This window comes from Shewanella gaetbuli, assembly GCF_023284065.1.
GTDB classification, from domain to species: domain Bacteria; phylum Pseudomonadota; class Gammaproteobacteria; order Enterobacterales; family Shewanellaceae; genus Shewanella; species Shewanella gaetbuli.
Genome location: NZ_JAKIKP010000015.1, coordinates 19,487 through 32,509, shown reverse-complemented (window position 1 = coordinate 32,509; position 13,023 = coordinate 19,487). Strand labels below are relative to the sequence as shown.

Genomic DNA, 13,023 nt, shown 5'->3' with positions numbered 1-13,023 from the left:
GTAGATGACAGTAATTCAATAAACAGATTAAACTGTAACTAATATTGATTTTTGTGGATGTTAAGTACAAGCAAAAACTCACTAGCGCGGCACTATTACAGCACTATGGCGACATTATGGATGCACTGTGGCGGCTATATTACGATGACAAAAGAACCCCAAAAGTGATCCAAGTTAATAAAGGTGGTAAAGATTGAATCAAGTTGTTGCAAGGTGATTTACGTTTGCGTAACAGCGGTCAGCTATGTTGATTAAAAACAAGCGAGATGGTTGCAAACGTCATCGTTAGCTGGAGAAGAGGGTTAGCCTACTCTGGTTAGCGGTAGGCTAATTGTAAATATCTTTATTCTGAATCAGCAGGCTGTTCTTGAGGTTCACGATACAATTTTACTAAATAATAAATATCAATGATGACAATAAAAAAGTTCACCAAAGCCACAGGAATGGCATCAATGGCTAATCCATAGGCGACAAACAATGCTGCACCAATTAAATTCCACCAGCGCAGCTTTTTGATATCAGCCATCATTAAAGAAATTGCCACAACCACTGAAGCTAAATAGCCCACCCACTCCCATATTGTTGCTACATCCATTGTTATTCCTTTAAATCGTAAAGTTGAATCAAGTATAGTTGATAAAATTACCGTTTAACGACCGCAGCAGTCATTCTAGAAATGCAACACAACTCTTTGGCACTGTTATACACTAATATTTCCCATACCGAGCTGCGTTTACCAAGATGAACCGGTTTAGCTGTAGCGGTTAATAATCCATTTCGAGACGCTTTTAAATGATTAGCGTTAATTTCTTGTCCGACACAATAATATTCTTTGAAATCTACAACAAAGTTTGCCGCATAACTGGCAACAGTTTCAGCTAATGCTACGTTCGCTCCACCGTGAACTATCCCTAATGGATTATGCACGCTAGGCGTGGCAGGCATTGTCGCTGTCATATAGTCATCACCTATTTCAGTGATTTTGATCCCCAATGTTTGCATTAACGTGCCTTTGCCGCCCATGCCTGCATCTAAACGTTCACAATCCGCAAGGGTGACTTCTCGAAACCAAATACTCATTTAATATATCCTGTGACTTATCATCAATATTTTTACATCAGTTTACTGGCTGTAAATAGTAATTGGTATAAAAATTAACACGATAAGATTGTCGGTTATAGCCGACAATCTTATCGATATTAATCATTGATATGAAAGCATTAAAAAGGAAGGTTTGAAACTCAATAGGTTTGATTGTGAATAAAGGCTTAACTCACCAGCTCAAAGTGGCTTTGATAAGTTTGCGCCCAACGGAGTAACTCGACTCGGTTCCTTGATTGAGTTTTACGAAAAATTGACGAGATATGTGCTTTAACAGTGTGCTCACTAATACATAAACGGTGGGCAATTTCTTTATTACGTGCGCCACTAGAAACCAATTGAATAATGGTTCTTTCGCGATTGGTTAGCATTTGTAGTATAGCAACAGTATCTGCGGGGATATCATGGTTAGTCGCTAACTTTTGCACCAATTGTCTGAACATCTTGCTAATTAATGGTCGGTCAAACCACAGTTCGTCGGCGACCATCTTACGTAAGCCAGTTAACATTAAATCCATTCGTTGATCAGCGTAAAGCAGCCCTCTCACCCCTAATAACAGCGCTAATTCTTGATCGACAGAGTCTCTATCTACTTGGTACAGTGCAACAGGCACATGATTAACCAGACGCGACACGACTAAAGGGATTCCCTTAGAGTCTAATGCCGCTCCTTGTTGAGCAATCATATAAAAACTGTTTGATTTTTTGTCTAATGCTAACTCATTGACATGTTTAACCGTACGGGTTTTCAAACCGATAGAATCAGCCAAAATAGCCAAATGACATGGTGCCGATAACTGGTGTAAAAAAACCAGCTCATACGTATCAGAACTCATTACTTTTCTCCCTGAAAAGTTTATTAGGTTCAAATTATCAAAAATAGATTTATTTTTTAACCCATCAAAAGGCAAAAGCTCTCGTATCTGAACATCATCCTGAATAGAGATCTCTTTATATCTAATCACTATGTTACATACAAAACCTGAGAAACATAATGAAACCCTTCCGAACACGGACTAAAGCACAATAATAGTAGATATTGACTAGTTATTTAGTCATATTGATCAGTCAAAAGTATGAATAGCTAAGATATTATTCTTTGCAGTTGGCGATTATGCCGTTTAGTCAGCAACAGTAAGCCACAACATCCACCAATGAGAGCTAAAAACATATCTGATTGGGTATCCCACACATAGCCTTGTGTTCCCAAAAATGCATCAGCATCTTCACCGGTAGCAGCAGCGACCCACCACTCGATTAATTCATAAAAAGCAGAAAAGGCTAACACGAAGCATATAGATAAAAACTGGCACCACGCTCCAACCTGTAACACACCATTACGCAGCATCACCTCTCGCGCTAAAATAACCGGAACAAACCCTTGCGCAAAGTGACCTACTTTATCGTAATTATTACGCTCACTTCCCATAACTTCAGCTAACCAATCAAACCATGGCACCTCAGCATAGGTGAAGCGCGCCCCCACTAATAATACGATGCAATGAAACAGAATTAACCCATAAGCTAGCGGGGTTAAAGGGAACCGCTTACGAGTGAAAAACAGAATAGGCAAAGCCAGTAAGGCGGGAATAGCCTCTAACCACCAAGTGAACATATCTTTAGGTGCACTGACAGACCAAGCTATAGCAACTAAGTAAATTGTTATCCATATAATCTTATTATTCAAAGTAAATCCCTCTTATTCTATATTGTTCTAATAATAGAATATTAACTTTAGCCATCTAGCCCTCCACAACACACAAAAAAGGTGCTACTTTGACTAGGTGTTGGAAGTCGCACAAAATCATTTAAAAAATGATGTATTTTAACGTTTAGATTAAAGCATCATTCAATTTTAAAAGTATATCAATAACAAGCATATTGATATTAAAAGCATAAAATCAGCAATCATACATTAGAGGGTACCCATATCATGGCGAAACACTCGCTTGACAAGGATAAGATTAAAATCCTGCTGTTGGAGGGCGTCCACCAAAGTGCGGTAGATGTACTAGAAAGAGCAGGTTACACCAACATTGAATATCACAAAGCATCATTAGGTGAAGAAGAGTTACTTGCTTCCATAAAAGATGCTCACTTTGTCGGCCTACGTTCTCGCACACAACTGACCGCTGAAGTACTGAACCATGCAGAAAAACTGGTGGCTATCGGGTGTTTCTGTATTGGTACTAACCAAGTGGATTTAACCACAGCGGAAAAACTCGGTATTCCTGTTTTTAACGCCCCATTTTCTAACACACGTAGTGTAGCAGAGTTGGTTATTGGCGAAATTATTATGCTAATGCGTGGTATTCCACAACGTAATGCACAATGTCACCGTGGCGGCTGGTTAAAAAGTGCCAACGGCAGTGTAGAAGTTCGTGGTAAAACGCTGGGAGTTATTGGTTATGGTCATATTGGTACTCAGTTAGGTATTTTAGCCGAGACCTTAGGCATGCGAGTGGTATTTTATGATATTGAAGACAAATTACCGTTAGGTAATGCGGCGCAAATACATACTCTTGATGAGCTGTTAGCCATAGCTGATGTCGTCAGCCTACATGTCCCTGAAACCGACCAAACCAAAGATATGTTTGGTGAAGCCGAATTCAGTAAAATGCGTCAAGGTAGCTTCTTTATTAATGCTTCACGTGGCACAGTTGTTGATATCGATGCGCTTGCTAATGCCGTAAAATCTGAACACATTGCGGGTGCAGCTGTAGACGTTTTCCCAGTAGAGCCTAAATCAAACAATGATGAATTTGTTAGTGCATTACGCGGCCTTGATAACGTATTACTGACGCCTCATATCGGTGGTAGTACTGCCGAAGCACAGGAAAACATTGGTATCGAAGTAGCCGGTAAACTAGCTAAGTACTCAGACAATGGCTCAACGGTTTCTGCTGTTAACTTCCCAGAGGTATCACTGGCACAACATGCTGGCGCTTCTCGTTTACTGCATATTCACCATAACCGTCCGGGTGTGTTGATTAAAATCAACCAAGCATTTTCAGCTAAAGGAATTAACATTGCCGCACAATACCTGCAAACAACCGCAGATATTGGCTATGTGGTAATGGAAGTCGATTCACTACAAGCGGAAGAAGCTTTAGTGGAGCTAAAACAGATTGAAGGGACAATTCGTACCCGCGTGCTGTTTTAAATACTCATACATCAAAATAGGACAACTTAGACTTGTTTTAATCTTAGTTAGCCCTTATATCTAAACGGTTAGAAGCCTACTTCTAACCGTTTTTTTATGCGCCTTTTATGTTTAAGCCAATATAGGACTTCATTATGAGCATTACCGCCTCAGCCCCACAGTGGGACATTACTGCAAACCAACCAGAACTTATGTTGGCTAATCTATCTCATTTAGGCCTCATTGAAGTTACTGGCGAACAAGGCCGTAGTTTTATTCACGGTCAGGTCACCACAGACATTAGCTCGTTAACTGCTGAGCAATGGCGCTGGGGGGCTCACTGTGATGCAAAAGGCAAAATGATCGCTAGTTTCCGCACATTTTCTATTGCTGAAAGCTTATTCCTACTCATGCCAACCGAGACAATTTCGGTAGATTTACCACAATTAAAAAAATACGCGGTATTTAGTAAAGCTGAGCTTGAAGATGCATCCGCAAATTGGCAACTCATTGGTGTAGCGGGGACGTCTGCAAAAAGTTTCATGGAACAACAATTTGGCACGTTAACGGGTGAAGTGACTCCTGTTGAAGGCGGTGTTATTCTTCAAGACCAAGACCGCTATATCGCGGTATTAAGCCCCGCAGCAGCTGACAATTTAAGCCAGCAACAAAATCTTGTTGATGCCACCGCTTGGCAAGCTTTAGAAATTAGAGCTGGGTATCCGAATATTTCAGCAACCCATGCTAACCAATATGTGCCGCAAATGTGTAATTTACAGGCCATAGACGGTATTAGCTTTACTAAAGGTTGTTACATGGGGCAAGAAACCATTGCGCGTATGAAATACCGTGGCGGTAACAAGCGTGCATTGTACATTTTACAAGGCACCACTACCCAAACACTTGCTGTAAACGATAAAGTTGAAATCGCGCTTGAAGATGGATATCGCAAAGCTGGCAACATTATTGAGTTTGTGCAGCAAGGTAACAATGTTTTGCTAACTGCAGTACTTGCTAACGATACAGAATCCAGCGCAACGTTACGTATTGCAGATGATGAGCAATCAAGCTTAACTGTGCAGCCACTTCCTTATTCATTAGAAGATTAATTTAAGCTCGTTATTTCGGTTTTTAACGCTTACTAACTGTTAAAAATAGTTCACTCAGATTTGGGTTTAAGTCATCACCCAAATCTGATTCAAGTGCGCCTAAATAACATGCCACATGTTTGTATGAGCCTCTTTCACTAGGGGCTACATCTACATCTACATCTACATCTACATCTACATCTACATCTACAAGTCAGTTTTAGACATTATTAGTTTCTATTATAACAACTTGTTATTTAATCACTCGCGTTGAAAAATTAAAAGCACGACCTCAGATAATAACTACAGCTTTAATAGCCTATACAATCCCCTGATAAAATAATAAAAAATCTACCACCACAAAAAATAAATTTTAATAAATTCATTTAAATTTTAACGCGTAAATTTATAAATTAAAAAATCATTAAAGTGAAATCACTTATCTACTACCTAGGTCTGTTATCTAGTAAATATTAATAAGATTTAAATGGTATTAACAAATTCACACCTCAAAAACAATTAGTGAATTAAGGTGATTGAAATTAAGTATAGAGGAAGCACTTTATGAACGGAAAAATAATCAAAAGCAATCTTACAACACTAAGGCAATTGCTGAAATTTGCGACTATAGCGCTGATAAGTATGTCGGCCTCAGCGGCATGGGCAGGAAAAACCCCTCCACCACCAAGCTGGAATCCAGAATATCAGGGGTCAATTCTTATTGTCTCAGACTCCTCGGCAAAGATGAGCTCTCAGCGTTTAGAGCAGTTTGCAAAAAACTCCCTTGCATCTTTAAATCATGCACTCAAAACATCTGAAGTTAATATTAAATTTACACTAGCTGGAATAAAAGTGTATCCAGATAAGCGCTTTAATTCGTTCGATGAATATTATAGAGATGACGATATTTATTTCTTAAAAAGAAATACTGGTGCAGATATCGTTTATATAGTAGCAGAGCTAGACTTAGCAAAAAACAAACGTTGCGGGCTAGCCAATGTAACCAATATTAATTTAGGTGCTTATGCTGCAGGTAGACCTGAAATTGTCGATATCAATACAGTTTTATTCGCTGCAGGAGTAGCAGGAGGCTTTACTCCATGTACAACGAGGACATTCAATCATGAAATTGGCCATACCCTAGGGTTAAATCATTCATCTGAAGAGGCTGAAGCAGATTATGGTAAAAGAAAAAAATATGCTGCGGGGTTTTATAAATATAATTTTAGTACACTTATGAGTGTCAAAGGTTACATTCAAAATAAACGTAATCGTTTCTCAAATCCAAATCAAAAATGTGGTTCTTCTAAGTGTGGTAATACTGAAACAGCTGATGCAGTAAGATACATGAACGAAAGAATACCAAGCCGATTCTATAAAAAACAGTAAATATCTACATCATACATCAATGTAACTATTTTTCAGGGCGCGTTAAATTTAACGGGATATTCAAAGCATTTACGAGCTCGCCCTGAACTATTATCAGTAAAATAAAAATTTATCGAGGGAATTTAAAATGATAACTAAACACAACTTTAAGATTCTGGTTATAGTGAGTATTTTAGCTATACTAGCTTACAGCTTGTATGATAATAACAATAACAAACCTACTTTAAACATATCGGTTGTTTCAAGTGATTATAAACCAGAAAAAAGTGCTCTAACAACATCTAAAGTATCAAACACCTCACACCAAAAACCTGAATATATATCACAACCGATTAAGCAAAATTCTATAAATAATGATATGAGTGAAGAGATAAGCCCTTTTACAATGCTCAGTAAATACACAGGTACAATAAGCTTAGATTTACACAGTTATGATGACATTCAAGTATCAACAAAAGTCAACATTATTACTCCTAATGCTGAATACAAGTCTGTTATTGATGACATTTATTTTGACTATGATCTTGAACAGCTCATAGTTTCATTTCATGGAGATAATAATGAAGGTTTGCTAGTTTATCACCCACAAGATGGAAGCTCTTTTTTAACATTCAATTCGCAACAGCTTAGCTTTGAAAGTATTTTAGATAATAATGGTGTCGGGGAGTTTGTTAACATTGCTGAACTTGAGAAAGACGGCATTATTACCCCCCCTAACTATGAAAATGATACTGTTTATGTTGACAACACTAAAAGGTAATTCCATATATAACTTCAATTTAATTTTAGAGCCACAATCAATATGCATCAACAATTCAATTACTTACTTTAAATCTTAACGTTTTTATCACTCAATGTAGCAACCACAGGAAACTTGGAAACTGCTGCATTTATAAAAATTGCAGATTAACATGAGAAGTTGAGCATATCTTAAATTGGATTATTAGATAATAAACTTAGTCTGAGCTTAATAAATAACTTTGCTCGCTAGGCACTATTTTTAAACAAGCGAAGTTACGTTAACTCAAATACATTAGTCATCACTTTATATAATTCAGTACCTTGGTGAACCGATGCAGACGCGAAATGTAAAATGGGTACGCAATCTTGTTCTAAACTAATCGGCATCAATGCCTTTTCTGTACCGTACAAATCGACTCTTAGTATATTAACCAATGTTTCCCCACGAGGTAGTTGTTCTCCAACACTGGCACAATATTCGACCATTCCAGATTGAGGCGCATGAAACTTTTTATAATCCTTTAAATAACAAGCATAACGTGGCATTACTGCAGGCAACACCTGCTCTTTTATCACTCCACGATGGCTTAAATAAGCCAAAATACCTTGTGCATCCTTTAAGGCATCTTGCATATCAATTCTTTCTTGACTGGCTAATTCCAAGGTAAACGCAGCAACCGGATTAGTTAATTCTCGACCTTGTGACGTTGCATATTCAACCAGTTGCCACCAAGGGCAAAAAGCGGCTTCATCCATCGCCCCACCAAAGCTATTGGGGATAATCAAGCTATAAGGGATAGAGAAATACTTTGCCGATGCCATATCGTATTCAGGGCAATATAAATGTTTACATGATTTAGGCCCAGTATGAAGGTCTAAAACAATGTCGGCTTGATGGGCAAGAGTTTGTAAATTTACTGCTAAGCGGTGACCGGTTGTGATTCCCCAAGGCTGTTGAAGCTTTTGGTGGCAAGACTCAACTAAAGTCAATTGGAATGCCGTAAACAATTCAGCGTCAGGTAAGTGTTGATGCTCACGAAACCAAGTTGCAATATCGAGCTTATGATCCAGATACTCTCTATTCCAATTCACCCCAGTGATCGGGTCAAAACGGCCTAAAGTAAATTCACCACTTTTTTGGTTTATGCCCAGAGGATTAGCTAAGGGTGCAAAAACGATATCTCCTAAGATATCGTGTTCTTCTAGCAAGGTCATTAATTGAAAAATGACCGCATTACCTTGCACTTCTGCACCGTGCACATTAGCTTGAACATATACAGATGGAGCAGAGGAGTCACGTCCTTTAAAGGTAAACAATGGAATGTCTAGCACTTGTCCAGCCGCTAATTCACCTATGGTTAACTTTGACGTTCGCGCTTTTGTCATTTGTGACTCCATTAGAGGTTATTCAAATAAATTTTGGTGTAAAGCATTAACCACTTGTGCCGCTTCAGCTTCATCCACCAACACACATAAGTTATGCGGGCTAGCACCCTGACAAATCATGCGAACATTATGCTGCTCTAATACTTGAAACACTCTACTGCAAATACCAGCTGTTGAAGCAATTTTATTACCAATAATGGCCACCAAAGCTAACTTATCTTCTACACGAACACGACAATGTTGAGATAACTCTTGTAATAACGATTCACTTAGTAACCCTTGTCCACTAGAATCTGACCCCGTTTTATCTAGAGTTAAAGACACATTCACTTCAGAAGTAGTGATCAAATCAACCGAAATTTTATGACGTGCTAATGTAGCAAAGGTTTCAGCTAAAAAGCCTTGTGCGTGCAGCATTTGCAAGCTGTGTAAATTCAGTAATGTTTGATCACGTCTTAATGCTACGGCACGATAAACTGGTGCATCTTCCACTTGATGTCGAATCCAAGTTCCACCTTGCTCTGGTGCTTTACTTGAACCAACAAATACTTGAATTTGCTGCCTAACAGCAGGCAAAATAGTCGCTGGATGCAATACTTTAGCGCCAAAGGTTGCCATTTCAGCTGCTTCATTAAAGCTAATTTCGGCAATAGGACGGGCATTAGGAGCAAGACGTGGATCAGTTGTGTAAATCCCTGCGACGTCAGTCCAAATTTCAACAGCATAAGCCGTTAACGCCTCAGCCAATAAAGCCGCAGAGTAATCACTGCCACCTCGACCCAGTGTAGTGGTTCGTCCTTGTTCATCAGCACCAATAAAGCCCTGAGTAACAATAACTTGATCAGCAAGTAATGGCTGTAAAAAATCTCCAGCTAAAGTGGCAATAGCATCAATTTGAGGCTCTGCTTTACCAAAGTGGCTATCCGTTCTTAAGACTTGTCTGACATCAAACGCAGAGGACTGAGTGCCCTTTTCACGAATAACCGCTGAAAATAACACAGACGAGCATTGCTCACCCATTGATAATAACTCATCCATAATGGCTTTGTTTCTATCAAGTACTAATGACTCACTTAATACCGACATACGGCTTAATAGCTTATCAATTTGTGCAGCAATGTCTTGCGGACGGCCTAATTCATCAATAATGCGATACTGAATTTGAGCAATTTGCTTGAGTAGCACTAAACGGCGTTCATCATTGACGTTAGCACTGGTCAGTTCGACCAATAGGTTAGTCACACCGCTAGACGCACTAACAACAACAACACGAGTATTAGGATTAGACAATACAATATCTGCACAACGACTCATTGCTTGATAATCAGCAACTGAAGTCCCGCCAAACTTGGCTACAACTAATTGATTTAATGACATGAAATAAGCTCCGAACTAAACTTCGTTCGAAGAGCCTGGTGCTAAGATAACGCACCCTTTAAGAAGGGAAACAGCAATCACCACCAGAAGCTCTCCACCAAATAAACAGGTGACAATCGATAGGATTCAGCCTAATCGACCGATAAATAAAGTAACCAAACAATATTGTATCTCGGCGCTAATCTCCCTCATAAGCTGTCATCGGAATTGGTTTTCCTCTAGCTTACTACCTAGTTAACGCTCCTCTTCTGTGCCTCCACTAAATAGGAGGGATGTGCAAAATAACAATAAATCCATACCTAAGTCAATGCAATAATCCGCAACTTAATGCCCCAAAATATGAATGCACTATTTACATTGAAAAACAGTTTAACCACTTATAAATAATGATTAATTATTAAACGGGTCAATTAAAGACACATGAGATTTATGGAACAAACAAAGACAAACGATAAAGAGTTTGACCAAAGTTTAAGGTAGTGCAGAACCGCGATTAGATTAAGGTTGTTAACGGTATGAAAAACATTTACCGAAAAAAACCAAAATCAATCGATGGTATGACAAAAGGTAAGAAATGTTAAAATGATTGTCTCACAAAATGAGTTAACATATGTAATCCATCAATAATGGTTAAACTTCTGGAAAGTCACTCACCAATTGCAATCGCGTTCCAAACTGCCCCATCACGACTTCATCTTTTTGCTCGTCAAAACAAGCAATTAACGATAGCAAACCATCATTTACATAATAAATTGCATGCTGTTTAAACTCTCGACCTAGTTCAAGCGCTTGATCTTTATCAATAAAAATGGCCCAACTTTTTTCCATGTAAGATAAGTCTGGTGCGGCTCCGACAAGGCAGCGATAAGGACTTTGAAAAGTGTTAATTTTTAACTGGAGCTGGCGATCTCGAAGGCGGTTTTGGCTAGGGGTTAACTGGCTTCCAAAAGGGTTATATGCAGTAACAATTGCAAAAGAAAAAGCGCTAGAAAGAGGTTGAGTCAACAGAAACTGAGTCTTTTGATACTCTTCCCACAGCTTATCGATAACATTTTCCATAATAAATCTCGTCAAATATGCTCAAAAGAGTGTACCAGAAACGCTTAAACTACGAAAGATTTGTGATAACCATCACATTGTTAATAATTTTATTTTTCTTATAAATCATATAAATAACTAACAAATCACACTAAACACCTCGTTTTTGTGAAGCATTTTTTAACATTTCATTTGTTAACAAATACAAAAAAAGGGTACAATAATCACCAGTAACTCATATATCGTCACAAATTATGTATTTAAAACTGATTTTGTAACGTAAAAGTTTGCTGAATAAGCGCTAAGGTTTTACCAGTGTCCATTTTTTGTTCTACATTATTTATACAATAATATGACATGGTGATGAAAACGACGATGAACTTTCAGCTGATTTTAAGCTCACAGTTAAAACGTTAATATTAAATCCTTACTCGCGGTAATAATTTTTAATCACAGTCGAAAACCGCTGAATTTGTTAGTCGACGTGAAGCGGAAGTATTTTAGTGCAAGGTAGCACACAAAAATTGAATTTTTAAACGCAGGCCGATAACGCGTGCGTCCAAAGCTAGCCAATATGCTAGTAAACGAATTTTTATCATTTTATTTAGGTAACCTAATTATGCAAAATCCACACATTTTAATTGTTGAAGACGAAGCAGTAACACGTAATACATTACGTAGCATTTTTGAAGCTGAAGGTTATGTTGTCACTGAAGCAAATGACGGCGCTGAAATGCATAAAGCAATGCAAGAAAACAAAGTTAACCTAGTGGTTATGGATATTAACTTACCAGGTAAAAACGGCTTACTACTTGCTCGTGAATTACGTGAAATCAACAATATTGGATTAATCTTCTTAACTGGTCGTGACAACGAAGTTGATAAGATTTTAGGTTTAGAAATTGGTGCTGATGACTATATCACTAAACCATTTAACCCACGTGAATTAACCATTCGTGCTCGCAACTTGTTAACTCGTGTAAACAGCTCGGGTGCTGAAAACGAAGAAAAAGGAACGGTTGAATACTACCGTTTCAATGGCTGGAGCTTAGAAATCAATAGCCGTTCTTTAGTTAACCCACAGGGCGAAACTTACAAGCTACCTCGCAGTGAGTTCCGTGCAATGCTTCACTTTGTAGAAAACCCAGGTAAGATTTTAACCCGTGCTGATTTATTAATGAAGATGACGGGTCGTGAGCTTAAGCCACATGACCGTACCGTTGACGTAACCATTCGTCGTATTCGTAAGCACTTCGAAAGCTTGGCTGACACGCCAGAAATCATTGCGACTATCCACGGTGAAGGTTACCGTTTTTGTGGCAACTTAGAAGACTAATTTGTCCATTAAAATTAATTAGTTTTATGATTAAAAACCGAACATAATTGTTCGGTTTTTTTATGACTCATTTTTGCGTTTACACTTGACGATTTTTTTGCGCCCAAAAGCCTAATATCAAAAAGCTGACGACAATTGCAGTTAACATCCAATATCCTGGCAATAGCTTAAGTTGAGAGGCTAGAATAGGACTTATTGCCACTATCGCTAAGCCATAACCAAACGCGTTAATGAGCACGAATACTAACGTTCTAATGACAAAACCTCGCCCAGTTAATAGCCGACGAACAACTCGGTTTATATCAACCGCGAACATTACAATAAGGCATGCGATTAGCGCAGTACTTATTTCAGATAACCAGGGTGACACATAAGATGCAGCCTGATTTAACAAAGACAGTATTTGATTCATCACATTCTCATTA

The 13,023-nt window shown here is 38.4% G+C and carries 14 protein-coding genes and 1 riboswitch; of the genes, 6 read left to right on the top strand and 8 right to left on the bottom strand.

All coding sequences use genetic code 11. The features are described from left to right. Positions 1–53: 53 nt before the first annotated feature. Positions 54–197, top strand: coding sequence for a hypothetical protein (locus L2672_RS15520; protein WP_248996755.1), 144 nt, complete (start codon positions 54–56; stop codon positions 195–197). 146 nt (positions 198–343) lie between these two features. On the opposite strand, the gene L2672_RS15515 is transcribed toward L2672_RS15520, so the two are convergent. The 4 genes from L2672_RS15515 to L2672_RS15500 all read right to left on the bottom strand — a co-directional run bounded on the left by L2672_RS15515 (position 344) and on the right by L2672_RS15500 (position 2,788). After that, positions 344–595 carry a YgjV family protein gene (locus L2672_RS15515; protein ID WP_248996754.1) on the bottom strand — a complete coding sequence of 84 codons (252 nt, stop codon included), beginning with the start codon at positions 593–595 and terminating at the stop codon, positions 344–346. A 47-nt stretch (positions 596–642) separates the two neighbouring features. Further along, a complete protein-coding gene (locus L2672_RS15510) occupies positions 643–1,080 on the bottom strand; it encodes a PaaI family thioesterase (protein WP_248996753.1) in 438 nt (145 codons plus the stop codon). Between the two features lie 188 nt (positions 1,081–1,268). Further along, a complete protein-coding gene (locus L2672_RS15505) occupies positions 1,269–1,937 on the bottom strand; it encodes a helix-turn-helix transcriptional regulator (protein WP_248996752.1) in 669 nt (222 codons plus the stop codon). Between the two features lie 248 nt (positions 1,938–2,185). After that, positions 2,186–2,788 carry a DUF2238 domain-containing protein gene (locus L2672_RS15500; RefSeq protein ID WP_248996751.1) on the bottom strand — a complete coding sequence of 201 codons (603 nt, stop codon included), beginning with the start codon at positions 2,786–2,788 and terminating at the stop codon, positions 2,186–2,188. Positions 2,789–3,034: 246 nt separating this feature from the next. Here L2672_RS15500 and serA point away from each other — a divergent pair, with 246 nt between their 5' ends. The 4 genes from serA to L2672_RS15480 all read left to right on the top strand — a co-directional run bounded on the left by serA (position 3,035) and on the right by L2672_RS15480 (position 7,480). Continuing rightward, positions 3,035–4,264 (top strand): phosphoglycerate dehydrogenase, encoded by a 1,230-nt coding sequence (gene serA / locus L2672_RS15495; protein WP_248996750.1) that lies wholly within the window; start codon positions 3,035–3,037, stop codon positions 4,262–4,264. A gap of 134 nt (positions 4,265–4,398) precedes the next feature. Continuing rightward, positions 4,399–5,352, top strand: coding sequence for a tRNA-modifying protein YgfZ (gene ygfZ / locus L2672_RS15490; RefSeq protein WP_248996749.1), 954 nt, complete (start codon positions 4,399–4,401; stop codon positions 5,350–5,352). A 543-nt stretch (positions 5,353–5,895) separates the two neighbouring features. Beyond that, the gene (locus L2672_RS15485; RefSeq protein ID WP_248996748.1) at positions 5,896–6,720 is read left to right on the top strand and encodes a zinc-dependent metalloprotease family protein; all 825 of its coding nucleotides are present in this window, start codon (positions 5,896–5,898) and stop codon (positions 6,718–6,720) included. 127 nt (positions 6,721–6,847) lie between these two features. Next, entirely contained in the window at positions 6,848–7,480 is a 633-nt protein-coding gene (locus L2672_RS15480) for a hypothetical protein (RefSeq protein WP_248996747.1), read from the top strand. A gap of 254 nt (positions 7,481–7,734) precedes the next feature. Here the strand turns inward: L2672_RS15480 and L2672_RS15475 are convergent, their stop codons facing one another. The 3 genes from L2672_RS15475 to L2672_RS15465 form a co-directional block, all read right to left on the bottom strand. Continuing rightward, positions 7,735–8,847: a succinylglutamate desuccinylase/aspartoacylase family protein gene (locus L2672_RS15475; protein ID WP_248996746.1), complete on the bottom strand. Its 1,113-nt coding sequence runs from the start codon at positions 8,845–8,847 to the stop codon at positions 7,735–7,737. 18 nt (positions 8,848–8,865) lie between these two features. Further along, positions 8,866–10,224: a lysine-sensitive aspartokinase 3 gene (gene lysC / locus L2672_RS15470; RefSeq protein ID WP_248996745.1), complete on the bottom strand. Its 1,359-nt coding sequence runs from the start codon at positions 10,222–10,224 to the stop codon at positions 8,866–8,868. A gap of 79 nt (positions 10,225–10,303) precedes the next feature. Then, positions 10,304–10,480: riboswitch (Lysine riboswitch) on the bottom strand. A 374-nt stretch (positions 10,481–10,854) separates the two neighbouring features. After that, entirely contained in the window at positions 10,855–11,283 is a 429-nt protein-coding gene (locus L2672_RS15465) for a DUF3293 domain-containing protein (RefSeq protein WP_248996744.1), read from the bottom strand. Positions 11,284–11,881: 598 nt separating this feature from the next. Here L2672_RS15465 and arcA point away from each other — a divergent pair. Further along, positions 11,882–12,598 carry a two-component system response regulator ArcA gene (arcA, locus tag L2672_RS15460; RefSeq protein WP_248996743.1) on the top strand — a complete coding sequence of 239 codons (717 nt, stop codon included), beginning with the start codon at positions 11,882–11,884 and terminating at the stop codon, positions 12,596–12,598. Between the two features lie 79 nt (positions 12,599–12,677). Here the strand turns inward: arcA and L2672_RS15455 are convergent, their stop codons facing one another. Beyond that, positions 12,678–13,010, bottom strand: coding sequence for a DUF3392 domain-containing protein (locus L2672_RS15455; RefSeq protein ID WP_248996742.1), 333 nt, complete (start codon positions 13,008–13,010; stop codon positions 12,678–12,680). Positions 13,011–13,023 lie beyond the last annotated feature (13 nt).

Excerpts from the sequence above, each read along its gene's own strand:
- ygfZ (WP_248996749.1), top strand. The coding sequence starts at position 4,399 with ATGAGCATTACCGCCTCAGCCCCACAGTGGGACATTACTGCAAACCAA.
- L2672_RS15510 (WP_248996753.1), bottom strand. The coding sequence starts at position 1,080 with ATGAGTATTTGGTTTCGAGAAGTCACCCTTGCGGATTGTGAACGTTTA.
- L2672_RS15485 (WP_248996748.1), top strand. The coding sequence starts at position 5,896 with ATGAACGGAAAAATAATCAAAAGCAATCTTACAACACTAAGGCAATTG.
- L2672_RS15465 (WP_248996744.1), bottom strand. The coding sequence starts at position 11,283 with ATGGAAAATGTTATCGATAAGCTGTGGGAAGAGTATCAAAAGACTCAG.
- serA (WP_248996750.1), top strand. The coding sequence starts at position 3,035 with ATGGCGAAACACTCGCTTGACAAGGATAAGATTAAAATCCTGCTGTTG.
- L2672_RS15455 (WP_248996742.1), bottom strand. The coding sequence starts at position 13,010 with ATGAATCAAATACTGTCTTTGTTAAATCAGGCTGCATCTTATGTGTCA.
- L2672_RS15505 (WP_248996752.1), bottom strand. The coding sequence starts at position 1,937 with ATGAGTTCTGATACGTATGAGCTGGTTTTTTTACACCAGTTATCGGCA.
- L2672_RS15475 (WP_248996746.1), bottom strand. The coding sequence starts at position 8,847 with ATGACAAAAGCGCGAACGTCAAAGTTAACCATAGGTGAATTAGCGGCT.
- L2672_RS15515 (WP_248996754.1), bottom strand. The coding sequence starts at position 595 with ATGGATGTAGCAACAATATGGGAGTGGGTGGGCTATTTAGCTTCAGTG.
- L2672_RS15480 (WP_248996747.1), top strand. The coding sequence starts at position 6,848 with ATGATAACTAAACACAACTTTAAGATTCTGGTTATAGTGAGTATTTTA.
- arcA (WP_248996743.1), top strand. The coding sequence starts at position 11,882 with ATGCAAAATCCACACATTTTAATTGTTGAAGACGAAGCAGTAACACGT.
- lysC (WP_248996745.1), bottom strand. The coding sequence starts at position 10,224 with ATGTCATTAAATCAATTAGTTGTAGCCAAGTTTGGCGGGACTTCAGTT.